The sequence below is a fragment of the Lysinibacillus sp. NPDC093210 genome, assembly GCF_044753985.1.
Taxonomy (GTDB): domain Bacteria; phylum Bacillota; class Bacilli; order Bacillales_A; family Planococcaceae; genus Lysinibacillus.
The window spans coordinates 275,793-290,325 of sequence record NZ_JBIVOE010000004.1 but is presented as its reverse complement, the minus strand read 5'-3'; the positions used below and the strand labels follow the sequence as shown (position 1 = coordinate 290,325).

12 protein-coding genes are annotated in these 14,533 nt (G+C 35.2%); 8 read left to right on the top strand and 4 right to left on the bottom strand.

Features of this window, described 5'->3' with window-relative positions; translation table 11 throughout:
- Window positions 1–2: 2 nt before the first annotated feature.
- Both ACIP9C_RS12745 and ACIP9C_RS12740 read right to left on the bottom strand, forming a co-directional pair.
- A complete protein-coding gene (locus ACIP9C_RS12745) occupies window positions 3–509 on the bottom strand; it encodes a zf-HC2 domain-containing protein (RefSeq protein WP_401011107.1) in 507 nt (168 codons plus the stop codon).
- A 95-nt stretch (window positions 510–604) separates the two neighbouring features.
- The gene (locus tag ACIP9C_RS12740; RefSeq protein ID WP_401011105.1) at window positions 605–1,246 is read right to left on the bottom strand and encodes a YfbR-like 5'-deoxynucleotidase; all 642 of its coding nucleotides are present in this window, start codon (window positions 1,244–1,246) and stop codon (window positions 605–607) included.
- 171 nt (window positions 1,247–1,417) lie between these two features.
- Here ACIP9C_RS12740 and ACIP9C_RS12735 point away from each other — a divergent pair, with 171 nt between their 5' ends.
- Window positions 1,418–1,858, top strand: a complete 441-nt coding sequence (locus tag ACIP9C_RS12735) for a hypothetical protein (protein WP_401011104.1) — start codon at window positions 1,418–1,420, stop codon at window positions 1,856–1,858.
- 222 nt (window positions 1,859–2,080) lie between these two features.
- Here ACIP9C_RS12735 and ACIP9C_RS12730 read toward each other — a convergent pair whose 3' ends face one another.
- Window positions 2,081–5,101 (bottom strand): ATP-binding protein, encoded by a 3,021-nt coding sequence (locus tag ACIP9C_RS12730; protein ID WP_401011102.1) that lies wholly within the window; start codon window positions 5,099–5,101, stop codon window positions 2,081–2,083.
- Between the two features lie 287 nt (window positions 5,102–5,388).
- Between ACIP9C_RS12730 and ACIP9C_RS12725 the strand changes: the two genes are divergently transcribed.
- A complete protein-coding gene (locus tag ACIP9C_RS12725) occupies window positions 5,389–6,414 on the top strand; it encodes a GGDEF domain-containing protein (protein WP_401011100.1) in 1,026 nt (341 codons plus the stop codon).
- A 59-nt stretch (window positions 6,415–6,473) separates the two neighbouring features.
- Here the strand turns inward: ACIP9C_RS12725 and ACIP9C_RS12720 are convergent, their stop codons facing one another.
- The gene (locus ACIP9C_RS12720) at window positions 6,474–7,601 is read right to left on the bottom strand and encodes a response regulator (RefSeq protein ID WP_401011099.1); all 1,128 of its coding nucleotides are present in this window, start codon (window positions 7,599–7,601) and stop codon (window positions 6,474–6,476) included.
- A 527-nt stretch (window positions 7,602–8,128) separates the two neighbouring features.
- Between ACIP9C_RS12720 and ACIP9C_RS12715 the strand changes: the two genes are divergently transcribed.
- The 6 genes from ACIP9C_RS12715 to ACIP9C_RS12690 all read left to right on the top strand — a co-directional run bounded on the left by ACIP9C_RS12715 (window position 8,129) and on the right by ACIP9C_RS12690 (window position 14,470).
- Window positions 8,129–8,917 carry a LysM peptidoglycan-binding and 3D domain-containing protein gene (locus tag ACIP9C_RS12715; protein WP_401011098.1) on the top strand — a complete coding sequence of 263 codons (789 nt, stop codon included), beginning with the start codon at window positions 8,129–8,131 and terminating at the stop codon, window positions 8,915–8,917.
- Between the two features lie 127 nt (window positions 8,918–9,044).
- Window positions 9,045–9,587, top strand: coding sequence for a superoxide dismutase family protein (locus ACIP9C_RS12710; protein WP_401011096.1), 543 nt, complete (start codon window positions 9,045–9,047; stop codon window positions 9,585–9,587).
- Window positions 9,588–9,866: 279 nt separating this feature from the next.
- Window positions 9,867–10,421 (top strand): superoxide dismutase family protein, encoded by a 555-nt coding sequence (locus ACIP9C_RS12705; RefSeq protein ID WP_401011094.1) that lies wholly within the window; start codon window positions 9,867–9,869, stop codon window positions 10,419–10,421.
- Between the two features lie 325 nt (window positions 10,422–10,746).
- On the top strand, window positions 10,747–11,745 hold the full coding sequence (locus tag ACIP9C_RS12700; RefSeq protein ID WP_401011093.1) for a TAXI family TRAP transporter solute-binding subunit: 999 nt from the start codon (window positions 10,747–10,749) through the stop codon (window positions 11,743–11,745).
- 167 nt (window positions 11,746–11,912) lie between these two features.
- Entirely contained in the window at window positions 11,913–12,428 is a 516-nt protein-coding gene (locus tag ACIP9C_RS12695) for a DUF1850 domain-containing protein (RefSeq protein ID WP_401011264.1), read from the top strand.
- Window positions 12,425–14,470: a TRAP transporter permease gene (locus ACIP9C_RS12690; RefSeq protein WP_401011091.1), complete on the top strand. Its 2,046-nt coding sequence runs from the start codon at window positions 12,425–12,427 to the stop codon at window positions 14,468–14,470. The genes ACIP9C_RS12695 and ACIP9C_RS12690 overlap by 4 nt, the downstream gene beginning before the upstream one ends.
- Window positions 14,471–14,533 lie beyond the last annotated feature (63 nt).

The window sequence follows — 14,533 nt, the reverse complement described above, 5'->3', positions numbered from 1 at the left end:
ATTTAAAACCTTCGTAAAATAATAGCAAAGGCAGAGCCAAGCAAGGCGAAAATCGTATGTAATAGAGCTATATAGCTAGCACCAATGATAAGTGCACTTATATCCATAAAGGAGAGGCCCTGAATATAGAGTGGATTGCTAAAATTATTAATGATTGCCCATACAAAAACAGGTATAGAGCTTATGGCGAAGACTATCCAAATGTTTTTATAGAATAAATAAGTAAGACAGCCAAAAAGGGCGTATAACGCGACAAAGCTTTTATGATCGCCAAGTAAGGATGAGTTGAGGGCAAACACAAAAGAGAGCACGATAAAAATGAGGTGGAAAAATGTTAATGTACTTTTCATTGATAAATTTTGATTAGATGAAAGCTTCGTTGCGGCCAACTGCTGACAGTGTTTACATGTAGCTAAATGCTGTTCGACAAATTCAGTTGTATCGGCTTGTAGACCTTTAGTTTTATATAAAGGTAGTAGATCTTCTACTATTGAACATACATGTGACAAATTTTTCCCTCCCATCACTCCTATTATACGACTTTTTTTAGGAAATAAAAAAAGCCTTCCGTCGATCAATTCATCGGAAAACTTGTACATGCACGTTATTTTTTTTGATTTAAAATTTCATTTGTTAGCGTTTGAATATCAATATGTGTTTTCTCCTTAACAGCATCTTTCAATATTTCAGTACGGAAATATTGCACTGTTGCTGGAAGGGGAATTGCTAAAAGCTTTGACAGCGCTGTTTGGTACATATAGACAAATTCCATATCAGTATTACCGCGCTTTAATTCTGCAAATGCTTCATAAAATTGGTCTAGTTTATCTGCAAATTCAAGCAAACGCCCTTCTAGTGTTGCATCTTTGCCTTCTTTCATACGGTCGAAAAAGATGTCCTGGAAATCTTTTGGGATTTCATTAATAATGAATTTTTCCATCATTTTTTCTTCCACATGTGCGAGCATTTGTTTAAGCTCAGGACTAGCATGCTTAACAGGCGTTTTTATATCACCGATAAATACTTCAGCGAAATCATGATTGATAGTTTTTTCATATAACGACTTCCAGTTTACTGTAGCGCCATTCATTTCTTCAAGTGTAGCAAAAAACATGGCATATTGTGAAACTTTCCAAGAATGGGCAGCTACATTATGCTCTTCGAATTTGAAGCGGCCAGGACAACGAATAATACGTTCTAGATCATTAAGACTTGTAAAAAATTGATGAATTCCTATAAGAATCACTCCTTTTTGTTCTATAAGTGCATGTTACTATAATCAATACCCTCATTGTGCAGATTTCAAACAATTTTACAATGATTCACGCTACGTTTACAAAGGATTCACATTTAGAATGAGAGAACATAATGAGGAATGCTATAATTAGTAAGACTTATTAAAGGGAGAGTATGCATTATGATATCGATTTATACACTTCTTCTATATATACATATTTTAAGTGCTATCCTTTCGATTGGGCCATTGTTCGTAGTTTTAGCAATAGTAAAGAAAATGCGTACAGCTGCGCATGAGGAAATGCCACCATATATTCAAGTATTTCAAGGTGCGATTACGATTGTTAAACATGCTGGACATGTTCTAGTTGCCTCGGGCATTTTATTAATGTGGCGAGGAGGATATCCATGGACAACATCTTGGGTAGTTTTAACATTTCTTGTTATGGCAGGTTCCATCGTCTTTTTAGCGCGAGCGTTTAAACCGACGATTCGAACATTTAATACGCCAGCCTACCATCAGCAAAAATTTTCCACACTGTTACATCGAAAGGCATGGATGTATATTGTCTTACTGCTCATTATGCTATGGCTAATGGTAGCTAAGCCCGTAATTTGGTAATCGATGCATGCAAAATAACAGCTTGTTAAATCGTAAAAATTGTGTGAGTGCCTGGCACTTCGATTCTGAAATCGTAAAAATCCACAGTGTTTTCTGCGGGCACAAAGTAATCCGTAACCGTCGCTAACGCGCCGTCTGTTACGGATTACGTTTTGTGCTGTTCCCGTAGGAGACTCCGTGGATTTTTCTTTGTATAAACATAAATTGTGTGAGTGCCTGGCACTATTTTGGGATGTTGAAGGTGATTGTTGTGCCTTCATTCGGTGTACTTTTAATTTGCAACCTTTGCCCATAAATTCTTTTAAGGCGTAGGTCAGTATTGCGTAAACCAATGCCTCTACTAGTAGTATTAGTATCGGAAAGCAATTGTGTTAATGTACTGGCTTCTATACCAATACCGTCATCAATAACACTTACGGCTACATAATCTGAATACTCTTTAACTCGTATACAAACAGTCCCGCCGTCCTTTTGTTGCAATACGCCATGGCGTATTGCATTTTCTACCAAAGTTTGCAATGAAATAGGGGGTATCTCAATTTGAATATGATCATCGATGTCCCATTCAATTTGTAATAGCTCCCCAAAACGTTCCTGTTCGATATATAGGTACGAACGGACGAGTTCAAGTTCATCACGAAGCGGTACAACTCGTTGTAAATTTCTTACATCGAAACTTGCGTGTAAATACTTACCAAAATGGTGCATCAAGTCAATCATTCGATCTGGGTCAATTGTGCTAAGTGAAGCAATTGTATTAAGCGTATTATATAAAAAATGAGGCTGTATTTGTGCCTGAAGCCAAGCGGTTTCCAAATGTAGTTGCTGATTAATGCTATATTTTAAATCGATTAAAGCCCGACACCGAACTTTTAGTTCCAGCGCATTAATAGGTTTTGTTACATAATCATTTGCACCGTGAGCAAATCCAGTATAAACATCTTCGGGATTACTTCTAGCAGTTAACAATAATATTGGTAGCTCCAGTAAGGAATAATGCTCGCGAATATTTTCAATTAAAGCATACCCAGAAATATAAGGTAGCATAGCATCAATAATAACTAAATCCCACCTTTTCGTAGGCAACAATTCCAGTACCTTTTCGCTACTTGTGATTGTTGTAATGTCATATTCTGCAGCGGAAAATATACTTCGCATCATTGTTAAATTAACAGGATCATCATCAACCATTAAAATTTTAAACTGTTTTTCAGAAGGTGTGGCATCTAAGTTTGTAGTACTTTCTGTTAAAAGTACTTTCTCTTGTTGTTCATCATTCATCTGTTCCTCATTTTTCGTCTCATCGGCAATCGGTAGGGTGAAATATAAATCAAAGCTTTTATTCGAACTAGAATAGATTAGTAATGACCCTCCATGTAAATCAATTAGTTGCTTAGAAACCAGTAAACTTAGATGCATTCTATCGTTATCTTCATTCCCGTGATCAGAAGAAAATAGATGTTCCTGAAGTATCATATCCTTTTTTTCTATTCCAGAGCCTGTATCTTTAATATGAATAACGGCCATATTTTTTTCGATTGATGCGCTAATTTCTATTAAGTCAGCGTTTGTATATTTAATAGCGCTGTGTAGGAGATTGAAAAGTATTTGAATTAATCGTTTTTCATCCGCTAATACACGTGGGAAGTTCCGTGCAATGGTAGAAACCATGTGAATTTGTTTTCCAGCTGAGATAAAACGCAGCATATCAAAAATACCTGAAACAATTCCTTGAATACGCACATTTTTCTTATGGAGATGTAAATTCCCATCTTTTAAGCGTGTATAATCCAATATATCATTTAGCGTAAACGACATGCTTCGTCCAATATCAATTAAATATTTTAAATTCTGCTTATCCTCTGTGACGAAACTATTGTTTGGATTATCATAGATTGTTTGCCCTAGGGTAATCATTTTATTCATAGGATCCCATAATTTCTGTGCATTGCTTAATAGAAATTCATCTTTCAATTCCCCGTCTCTTTGTAATTGAGCAACTAATAGATTAATTTGTTGTTTGTTTTCATAAAAACGTTTAAACCAATAACCTGAAAAGCCGAGTGCAATCATTAAATAGTCGAATGGATAGAGCGGAATAGTTAACAAAAAATACAGTTTTATAAGGCCCCAGATAATACCGTTTGTTGTGCCAATGGCTGTAAACGCAATAAAAGCTGAACTTTCCTGATTACCTATGTACTCCTTCAAGGCAAGTGTTAAGACATATAAAAAGGAAACAATATAGAGCATAAAAAACACTAGGTTTGCTGTGTATAGCCATTGAATAGGCAATAGCACAATGAGAAGTGCTCCTATGGTATATAGCATTGAGAACCATCGAAAATATTTTGCTTGTTGATATTTAACTAACAAGATGCGAATAAATTGTACAAAGAAAAATGAAGCACCGAGATAAATAATATTTGATAGCTTCATTGACCATACATAATCTAAGTGAAACCAATCCAGAATTGAACGGTTGTTTGTAATAAGTTCATCAGCCAAAGGTAAAAGAAAGCCTACTGTAAACAGCAATACTATTTTTTTGCGATAAATAAAGAGAAAGACAAGAATGCTAAACAATGCAAATAAAATGAGTAACATTGAAATAGCTACTAGTGATAATTCCGTAATGAGTTGATAGTGCGTCATAGCTGATGCTGAACTAAATGAAAGTCGCTTAGTTATAAGTACATTCGATGGCGTATCAAAATTGGATACTTGTAAAATGACATCAATTTCGGGCTGCTCTTCTGTAAAATATACTGTGTAAGGAACGGCCTTCCCTTTATGATTACTAGCATTTGTTGATACTTCGCCTGACTGTCCTACAAGTTTGCCGTTAATATACAATGCTGAGGCAGTTGAGATTTCAGGAACTTGAATTGCATATCGGTAATCTGAACCTTCATAAGCATTTAACAAAATTTTTAAACGATAAGTGCCATAGTGTTGTGTCTCTCCTGCTGCCTCCTGCATAGGAATACTTCTAATAGTTTGTTCTAGATGAGTGGGGCTAGTCGTATCTAACAACACTTCAGGATAATAAATCCATTCACCATTCATTTGAAAAACTTCATTCTCTGATAAAGAATGGTTGCGCATATCTAAAATACCAGCTTGTGCAGTTGGTTGGTCATTAGAAGGCATAAAATATACTAGCCAAAGTATGCGGAAGATAGTAAGGACGATAAAAATCAAAGCGATAATTAGTAAATGGCGTACGATGGTTTTTTTCAACGCTACATAGAGCCTCCTGTAAGCAAAATAATTTATTGTATTGTTTTACCATGCCATGGAATTAACAAAAAGAAAACGTACTTTTCTATAATAGAAAACTTTATGTAACTAAAAAGAAGTTTTTTAGTTCTTTTTGAGTAATTAATTTCTTCGGAAACAGGTTAAAACTATTAGTTGTTAAGTATTTTTTAAGAGGTATGACGTATGATGTTAAAATAAAAACTTTTAATATTGAAATCGTATATAGCTTTTGCAAAATATCATCTCAATGGGAGAAATGATCTATTGTGGAGAAACTCAAGTTAAATTTATCGTTTGTCATTATTAGTATGATGATTATTGTTGGACTCGTTACATCTAGTATCAGTATTTGGATTAGTTATCAAGGCTTTAACGAAATGCTCGTACAATCTAAACTTGCCATGCATGAAGAGTATATAGCAGAAGTTTCGGATATAGCTGAAAAATATGTACAAGAGGGATTACAAAATGCTGAAACAGAAGCTTTAGCGAATGAAAAGTTTAAACAAGCAGTAAATCAGGTGCAAAAGGAAAATGTCATCTCTTTAAGTATGTTCTTAAAAAAAGTATTATTGCCTTTAATATTAATGTTTGTAATCGTTTTCATATTTGTATTGTGGCTAACTTTGAAAATTACCCGACCTTTACAAGAAATTTCTAAAAGTGGACAGAATGGTAATAAAATCAGCTCTTTACAATCAGTTGATGATTGGTATGTAGAGGCGAGTAACTTGAAAAATGTCATGTTAAAATCGATAGCAGACTCACAAAATACAATTGATGAATTGACAGACCAGTTGAAATTAGATTCATTAACTGGGATTCCAAATCGTCGAAGTATGGATCATGTATTAAACAAATTAATTACAGAAAAAGTGCCACACGCCATAATATTAATTGATTTAGATGATTTTAAAAATGTGAACGATACATATGGTCATACAGTAGGCGATGAAGTTTTAAAAGCATTTGCAAGCAAAATGAAGGAAAGTGTGCATCAGCATGGGAGCTGTTTTAGATATGGAGGAGAGGAGTTTATGGTTATTTTACCGAATACTGCAATCGAAGACGCTGTCAATTTAGCAGAAGATTTACGGATTAAACAAGCGTTAGCAGAAAATCCTAGTGGACGCCCGGTTACTTTATCTGCAGGAGTAACAGTTTTTGCTTCCACTTTTAGCAGCCCAAATCAGTTAATTGCTATTGCTGACCAAGCATTATACGAAGCAAAACAATCAGGAAGAAATTGTATACGTATAGTTGAAGATTTATCGAATGTTGTTAATCAATGAACTAAAAAGAAATGTAGCTGTCTCTGAAAAATGATTGTTTGGAGGCAGCTACATCATTTTTATTCTTGCGCTATAGTATCATATAATGCAATTGTCTCTGGATTGGGTAGAATACCAAGGTCTGCATACAGGTTTTTCTTAAAGGTATTGTATACTCTTACTGCATTTGCTCGATTATCTTCTTCAATATAGTGTTGAATAAGCTGTTGGATAGTGTTATCGGCATATGGATTATACTCGATCATCAATAGTAAAGTTTGCTCTCTTTTTTTGGCATTATGTTTTGTTGTATAATGCTCGACTAAATAACTAAGTAAAAGTGTAAGTTGGTTATGAATAAAATTTGCTTTACTATGAATCCAAGAGTAATCTAGTGTCGCCATGTACTCTCCGTGATAATTTTGAATAAATAATTCTGCTTTTTCTACATCAAATTCCCCATACGCTTCTTTGTTTTTTAACAGTTGCTCCAATTCCAGAACATCACAATGAAAATTTTCTAATTGTAAAATATAACACCCGTTTGTATATTGCAATACGTTGAAATAGCCTAAAGATGAAAGCGTTGTACGTAAATAAGAAACCGTTGTATGCAGTTGTACTCTTGCTTTTTTGTATTCTGTTTCAGCCCATAAGGCATCAATGATTGTATCACGTGGTATATGACTGTTGAGATTAGATAAGAGAAAGGCAAATAACTCTTTTGTTTTTACAGTTCGCCAATGTACGATGTTCTTGTTATGGAAGACGGTGAATCCACCTAAGCAATGGATGCTAAGGGAAGGCTCAATTTGTTGTACTTGTTTTGAGACTGTTGTTTTTATTTGGAAGAGTTCCTGTATTCTATTAATAGTTGTCTCAAGGCGAGATTTAGAAATGGGCTTTAATAAATAGTCCAGAGAATTAATCTCAAAAGCCTGAACAGCATAATCTCGATACGCGGTTACAAATACAATACGGACATCCTTTTTCCATTTTTTTAATAATTGAGCAATCTCCAAACCGTTCATACCTGGCATTTCCACATCTAAAAAGGCCACATGAAAGTCCAATGTCGGTGCCTCATCCAGCAAGTCGTGAATCGTTGAATATGCTTTAACAACTTCTACTGAATCAAATTCTTCTAACTTTTTTTCCATGTTTAAAAGAGCTAACGGCTCATCGTCTGCTATTATTACCCGAATCAAAGTAGGACACCAACTTTCAGATTAGTATACAACCTCACTATGTTGCACTGTAGATATTACTAAAAATATTTAATTTGTTATTATTAGACTAATTAATATTTATTTTACAATTATAGGGATATTAAAAACTATAATATGTATAGCGACATAATTGACCAACTTCCTATTCTGCGTTTAGTACTAGCTGTACTAGCCCCATAAGCAATTTCTACTTTATAAGATTGAATCTATTAGATAACCCCTTTACTTTGTTATCGGTTAAATAAGCTGTATTTCCATTATATAAAATATGCAAATGGTTAGTAGTAATACGAGCTAAATTTTCCATTAAAATGTTTAATTTGCTAAAAAAATGATTGGAATTGTATAAAATCTTGTTTAAATAGTAATAATTTGTAATATCAGGTCCAATGTCCTGTGAAATTTAGAAGCATTCTACAATATTGCGTGCATATTTAAGAGCCTAATTCTCTAGTGTGCTAGCAACAGAATACAGAAAAATTAAACAACTGGAGGTATTACTTATTATGAAGAAAAAAGCGATAGCATTAGCTGTAGCATTGACTCTTGGCATGGGGATGTTCGGAAGTACCACTTCCGCTAAGGCAGCATATACTGGTCAGATTGGTGAGACACTGTGGGGATTACCTAATATTTTTAACCTAAGTTTAGCCGATTTGAAGGAGTTAGATGAAATTGATTCCATCTGGGTTGATCCGGAACAAACCTTGAGTATCGAAAGGATTCTAAAAGAGGATACGGTCGACGAGACTCATCTTATTGAGGCTGGAGACACATTATTCAGCCTTGCAAAAGTTTATAATGTGAAAGTTGAAGACTTACAAGACTGGAACAACCTTTCAACTGATTTAATTTTAGTTGGAGACACTTTAGCTGTTAAGGCATCAGCAGCAAAACCTAAAACAGAAAAGAGTGTAGCAAGTACTTCGAGTTCTTCGAGTACTGTGAAGAAGACTACACCAAAACCGGTAACAACAGTTGCGAGTGCGCCATCTAACCAAGATGGACAAACATATACTATGCGTGCTACAGCTTATACGGCTTATTGTACAGGTTGCTCAGGTATTACAGCGAATGGTACTGATATACGTTCTAATCCAAATTTAAAAGTAATTGCTGTTGACCCACGAGTTATTCCACTTGGAACAAAGGTATGGGTTGAAGGTTATGGTGAAGCGATTGCTGCTGATACTGGCGGTGCGATAAAAGGTAATAAAATTGATGTTTTTATTCCCTCAGACGGACAAGCCCGTAATTGGGGTGTAAGAACAGTTACAGTAAAAATTTTAAATTAAATAAAGTAGGGATTTCTCAGTGTTTTTTCTGAGAAATCCCTATTTTTTGCTATGAGGATAAATGCCTAGTTATTAGTTGCACAAGTATTTAAACAGGTGATAAACTATAAAAAAAGGAGGTAATTTAATGAAACTGACAACTTTATTGATTATTTCTTTAGGTGTATTTCTGGTTGGATGTGGTAGTAAAAAGGAGGAAGCTAACGCTCCTTTAACAGCAACAGCAAAAGTAATAGGCTCTAATAATGAAAGCTATGGAGATGCCTATTTTGAAGAGCAGGATAATGGTGTTAAGGTGACATTAAATTTAAGTGGTTTTCCTGCAGAGGCAAAAGGATTACATGGCATGCATATACATGAAACTGGAAAATGTGAAGGTCCAGATTTCGGAACAGCCGGTGGTCACTTCAACCCAACTTTTAAAGAGCATGGGAAGGATAATCCGAATGGACACCACCTAGGAGACTTGCCGAATTTAGAAATAGCTGAGGATGGCACGGCTAAAATGACTGTTATGGCAGAAGGTGTCACTTTAAAAAAAGATGCCGAGTATTCTTTACTTGATGGAGAGGGCACTGCGATCGTTATTCATGAATCAGCGGACGACTACATGACTGATCCTACTGGTGAATCTGGTGGAAGAATTGCTTGTGGCGTAATTCAATCATAATAAGAGAAGGACTATATCTTATATAGATATAGTCCTTTTTTATTTTAAATAACAGCTGCGGTTGATTTATGAAAATCACTCTGTCAGTAGCAACCCTTGCTAGCACGCGGTTTGTTCTTAGAGCCATGCTTGCTATAAAGGGAGCGACTTGAACAGTAATCATCGGAGTAGATACAGAAGTTATTATATTACCTTTTGATAAGTGATGAGAAATCAGCAGTACATATTGCATAAGTAGTGAGTGAGATGGGTACCATCAGAAATAGAGGAGGTAATAACATGAAAAAAATATCTATATTAATTATTTCTTTGACCGTATTTGTCGGAGGATGCAGCTTCTTTGATAAAAAAGAGGATAAAGTAGCGGTAAACGCTACAAAATCATCTTTAACGGCAACTGCAAAAGTAATTGGTACTAACAACGAAAGCTATGGAAATGCCTATTTTGAAGAAGAGGACAATGGGGTCAAGGTGACATTAGCCTTAAGTGATATACCAGCAGGAACACATGGTATTCATATTCATTCGGTAGGAAAGTGTGAACCACCAACGTTTGAATCAGCGGGTCCTCACTTTAATCCGACAAATAAAGAGCATGGTACATTAAATCCAAAGGGCTATCACTTAGGTGACTTACCCAATTTAGAAGTTGGTGAAGATGGTACTGTAGATTTAAATTTCGTAGCTGAAGGTGTCTCTTTACAAAAAAATGTAGAAAACTCCTTACTTGATGGAGAGGGTACAGCGTTAGTTATTCATGAATCGGCGGACGACTATAAAACAGATCCTTCTGGTAATTCTGGTGCAAGAATTGCATGTGGGGTAATTCAATAAGGGAGATAGAAAGACTGTATCTATGCAAAATATAGATACAGTCTTTTCTTTGTAATAATGACCATTGGAAGGGGTGTAATGTACTTTTATACAAAATGTATACATTTTAAATTAATTATATTTTCTGATAAAATATAATTTAATAGGTTAATAGAGAAAAATAAAGGGTAAATGAGAAATTGTTTGAAAATGGTGATTATTGAAGAATAGGACGAAAAGTATAAATATAATTATCTGAATTTACTATAAATAGATTGACATAATTATACTTAATTTGATAGTTTTAAATAGATTCTTATAATATTTCCAAAGGGGGAAGATTAATATGAAGATAAAGAAATTTAAACTATTAATGCTATTAAGTGCCATTGCGTTATTAATTTTAGCTGCATGTGGAACTGATAGTGGTACTGGCTCGAATGATAAGGAAGATACGAATGGTGATGCAGCTAGCTCTGAAAAGCCAAAATTTTTAAGTTTATTAACAGGTGGAACGCAAGGTACTTACTATGCATTAGGTGGTACATTTGCTGATTTAATAACAACAGAAACAGGCATTAAAACAACTGCTGAAGTTTCTCAAGCATCTGCAGCTAACATGACTGCCTTGCAAGAGGGTAAAGGTGAGATTGCGTTTGTACAAACGGATATTGCTTACTATGCAACTGAAGGAAAATTAATGTTTGATGGTAAAAAAATTGATACGATTGCCGCATTAGGTGCACTTTACCCAGAGACTGTGCAATTAGTAACAACTGAAGCTTCAGGTATTAAAACCTATGCTGACTTAAAAGGTAAAAAAGTTTCTGTAGGTGCTCCTGGTTCTGGTACTTATGCAAATGCTGAACAATTACTTGAAATCCATGGTTTAACAATGGATGACATTAAAGCACAAAATCTTGATTTTGGTGAGTCTACTGATGGTCTTCAATCAGGACAAATTGATGCTGCATTTATAACTGCTGGTACACCAACAGGAGCTGTAGAGGCATTAAATGCAACAACAAAAGTAAATATTATTGGTGTAGATGCTGGTAAAGCGGATGAACTAATTGCCAAATACCCTTACTATGCAAAAGACACAGTAAAAGCTGGTACTTACGGTATTGCAAATGATACAGAGACAGTTTCTGTACTTGCAATGTTAGCAGTAAATAAAGATCTTTCAGACGATGTTGTTTACGAAATGACGAAAGCTATTTATGACAATACGAATAAGATTTCACATGCAAAAGGTGCATTTATTAAAAAGGAAACAGCTTTAGATGGTATTAGCATTGATATACATCCAGGTGCACAAAAATACTTTGATGAAAAGAAATAAAAAACACAAGTTCAAAGCTAATAATGTGATGTGAATATTTTAGAAATTGAATAACTATTTTCCTAAACAGACAAAGGGGCTCGGATTGCGTAAAGCTTCGGGCCCTTTTTGTTTCGTTAAGGTCAAGTGAAAAAGCGGATAGTTTTTAAAGTGGGGGAACAGATGTGATGCGAAAGAGGAAAATAGTTTTTGTTATAGCCGTATGTTGTATATGCTTTGGCATAATTATTTTTCTTCCTCTTCAAAAGGTATTCGCATTTACAGAAACACGTATAGACAATCCGAAAGTGCATTATATACCATTTGCTGCTGATGATGCTTTTCGTATAAGGTACACACATTCAATCCATAAATCTGATGTACTTGAATATTATCAATGTGTAGAAGAGAAGCGTATTCAAATGTTAGGAATGGAGTATGAAGACTTAGCGATTGGCATGCCGGGTTACGCGGAAGAAAATCAAACATTAACACAACGAGATGGTAAATATTTTCTGCAATTTGACAAGGAAATCATTGATAATTTCACAATTTTTATTGGGGATTTAGACTTGGATCTTGTGTTTGTTTACAAAAATGATGAATATGATTTAAAAAAAGATTTACAAAGGGGTAAATCCTATTTATTTGAGGTGAAGCGAATATCTCTTTATGAAAGATGGAAAGGAGTTAGGTTGAAATGACAAAACTGAAGGAACGCAGCAATGAAGTAAAAGAAGAATTTGAACAAATATCGGCAGAAGAGCAACAAGCAATACTTGAAAAATACGATATTGAATCAAATGTGCGTACAATTTCAGGAATCATGAAGCATGTAATCTTCTATGGATTATTAGCATTTTCATTGTTTCAATTATATACTGCGATTTTCGGGCAATTTACAGCACCGATTCAAAGGACTGTCCACTTAGGGTTTGGGTTAGCACTTATTTTCTTATTATTCCCAGCTCGAAGGAAAGCGCCAAAAAATAAAATTGCATGGTTTGATTATATTTTATCGTTATTATCTGTAGTTGTAGGTTCGTATTGGGCATTGAATTATACGGAGCTTGTTAATCGTAATGGTACTATCACACAGTTGGACTTTCTAGTAGGTTTAATTGCTGTCGTTCTCGTGCTTGAGGCTGCTCGTCGAGCCGTAGGTTTACCGATTACAATTATCGCAACATGTTTCTTAATTTATGCTTATTTTGGTCCTTATTTCCCTGCCTTTATGGCGCATAGAGGGCAAGATTTTGAAAGTATCGTTAATCTTATGTATTTCACGACAGATGGTATTTTAGGAACACCGATTAGTGTATCGGCTACATTTATTTTTGTGTTCTTATTATTTGGTGCATTCCTTGTTAAAACAGGGGTTGGGCAGTATTTTAATGATTTAGCTGTAGCTTTTGCTGGAAAATTAATTGGTGGTCCAGCAAAAGTAGCTGTTTTCTCAAGTGCTCTACAAGGGATGATTTCAGGAAGTTCTGTGGCCAACGTTGTAACATCAGGTTCGTATACAATCCCGATGATGAAAAAGCTTGGATATCGTAAAGAATTTGCTGGCGCAGTAGAAGCAGCTGCTTCTACTGGTGGTCAGTTAATGCCTCCGATTATGGGTGCTGCGGCGTTTCTAATGGTAGAATTTATAGGACGCGGCATTACATATTGGGATATTGCAAAAGCAGCCGCAATTCCTGCATTGCTTTATTTTACAGGTATTTGGATTATGACGCATTTTGAAGCAAAACGGGTAGGCTTAAGAGGCTTACGTGATGATCAAATGCCTAATCGTAAAGAAGTATTCAAGAAGATATATTTGTTACTACCTATTATTGCTATTATTGTCTTAATGTTAACTGGAACACCTGTTATGCATGCTGCACTTTACGGAATTGTCATTTCAATTGCTGTAACAATGTTCAACAAAGATACTCGTTTAAAGCCAAAAGATATTGTTGATGCTTTAGTGGAGGGCGCTCGTACGGCATTGGGTGTTGTAGCAGCAACAGCTTGTGCAGGTATTATTGTCGGAGTAGTTGTCAAAACAGGACTAGGCTTAAGTTTAGCTAATAGTTTAGTAGCATTAGCTGGAGGAAGCATTATTTTAACGCTTGTTTTCGTTATGATTGCATCATTAATTTTAGGAATGGGTGCCCCAACAACGGCAAACTACGTTATTACGTCAACGATAGCAGCACCTGCAATTGTGGCATTATTATCGCCAAATACACCACAAGACTTAGTGCCAGTTGTTATTTTATTATCGGCACATTTCTTTGTATTCTACTTTGGTATCATTGCCGATATTACACCACCTGTAGCACTCGCCGCATTTGCTGCCTCTGGTATTTCAGGTGGAGATCCAATTAAAACTGGCATTAACTCTGCAAAGCTTGCTATTGCAGCATTTATTATTCCATATATGATTGTTTTCTCACCTGCTTTATTAATGATTGATACGACGATACCGCAAATTTTATGGGTAGTATTTACCGCTGTTACGGGAATGGTCGCAATTGGTGCAGGCGTAATAGGATTCTGGTACCGCAAAGTTTTATGGATTGAGCGTTTATTTGCTATCATAGCTGGTCTATTGCTTATCTATCCTGAAAAGTTTTCGGATTGGGCAGGTCTTGGAATTTTTATTGTGCTTGTAGTGATTCAAATTTTAACACAGCACAAATATGGTGGAAATGGTGCTGATAATGACAACAGTCATAATAAAAGTGTGACTGCTTAATTAAATAATAATAAAATTTCGACCTGTATTATAAAATAAAAGCAATAGTCCATGGTAGCGAAG

Bases quoted from the DNA above. Each gene is read 5' to 3' on its own strand.
- ACIP9C_RS12690 (WP_401011091.1), top strand. From the start codon at position 12,425: ATGACAAAACTGAAGGAACGCAGCAATGAAGTAAAAGAAGAATTTGAA.
- ACIP9C_RS12705 (WP_401011094.1), top strand. From the start codon at position 9,867: ATGAAAAAAATATCTATATTAATTATTTCTTTGACCGTATTTGTCGGA.
- ACIP9C_RS12695 (WP_401011264.1), top strand. From the start codon at position 11,913: ATGCGAAAGAGGAAAATAGTTTTTGTTATAGCCGTATGTTGTATATGC.
- ACIP9C_RS12735 (WP_401011104.1), top strand. From the start codon at position 1,418: ATGATATCGATTTATACACTTCTTCTATATATACATATTTTAAGTGCT.
- ACIP9C_RS12710 (WP_401011096.1), top strand. From the start codon at position 9,045: ATGAAACTGACAACTTTATTGATTATTTCTTTAGGTGTATTTCTGGTT.
- ACIP9C_RS12700 (WP_401011093.1), top strand. From the start codon at position 10,747: ATGAAGATAAAGAAATTTAAACTATTAATGCTATTAAGTGCCATTGCG.
- ACIP9C_RS12715 (WP_401011098.1), top strand. From the start codon at position 8,129: ATGAAGAAAAAAGCGATAGCATTAGCTGTAGCATTGACTCTTGGCATG.